Raw genomic sequence first — 661 nt, forward strand, 5'->3', positions numbered from 1 at the left:
GTGGGGCCTGATCCGCACCGCGCAGACCGAACACCCCGGCCGCTTCGTCCTCCTCGACACCGACACCACCGACCTCGACCGGAGCGATGTGCTCGGCCTCGCGGTGACGGGTTCGGAACCCCAACTCGCCCTGCGCAAGGGCAGTCTGCTGGGAGCACGGCTGGTGCGCTCGGTCGACGGCCGGCAGATCGCCGGGGTCGGCGGGTTCGGTGCCGGGACCGACTGGCGCATCGACGCCCTCGGCGGCGGCACGCTGGACGACGTCGGCAAGGCGGAGAACCCTCGTGCGACGCGACCGCTCGAAGAGGGCGAGGTCCGGTTGCAGGTGCGGGCCGCAGGCCTCAACTTCTACGACGTGGCAGGGGCCCTGGGCCTCGCCAGGTTCGAGGACGGACTCGGGGCGGAGGGCGCGGGCGTGGTCGTGGAGACCGGTCCGGGAGTCACCCGACTCGACGTCGGGGACCGTGTGTTCGGCGGGTTCCCCTCTGCGTTCGCCCCGCTGACCATCGCGGACGAGCGCATGGTCGTACGCATGCCGGACGAGTGGGAGTTCGAGCAGGCGGCCTCCGTTCCGGCGGTGTTCATGACGGCGTATTACGGGTTGCGGGACCTGGCCGGCCTCAAGGCCGGTGAACGCGTCCTGATCCACGCCGCCGCCGGG

General features: G+C 72.0%; 1 protein-coding gene. It reads left to right on the top strand.

Going from position 1 to position 661, the window contains the following annotated elements; all coding sequences use genetic code 11:
• The coding region (locus ICC28_RS40070; protein ID WP_188293799.1) for an alcohol dehydrogenase catalytic domain-containing protein at nt 1-661 on the top strand (661 nt) is incomplete at both ends.

The sequence above is a fragment of the Streptomyces sp. TRM68416 genome, from assembly GCF_014596915.1.
GTDB lineage: Bacteria > Actinomycetota > Actinomycetes > Streptomycetales > Streptomycetaceae > Streptomyces.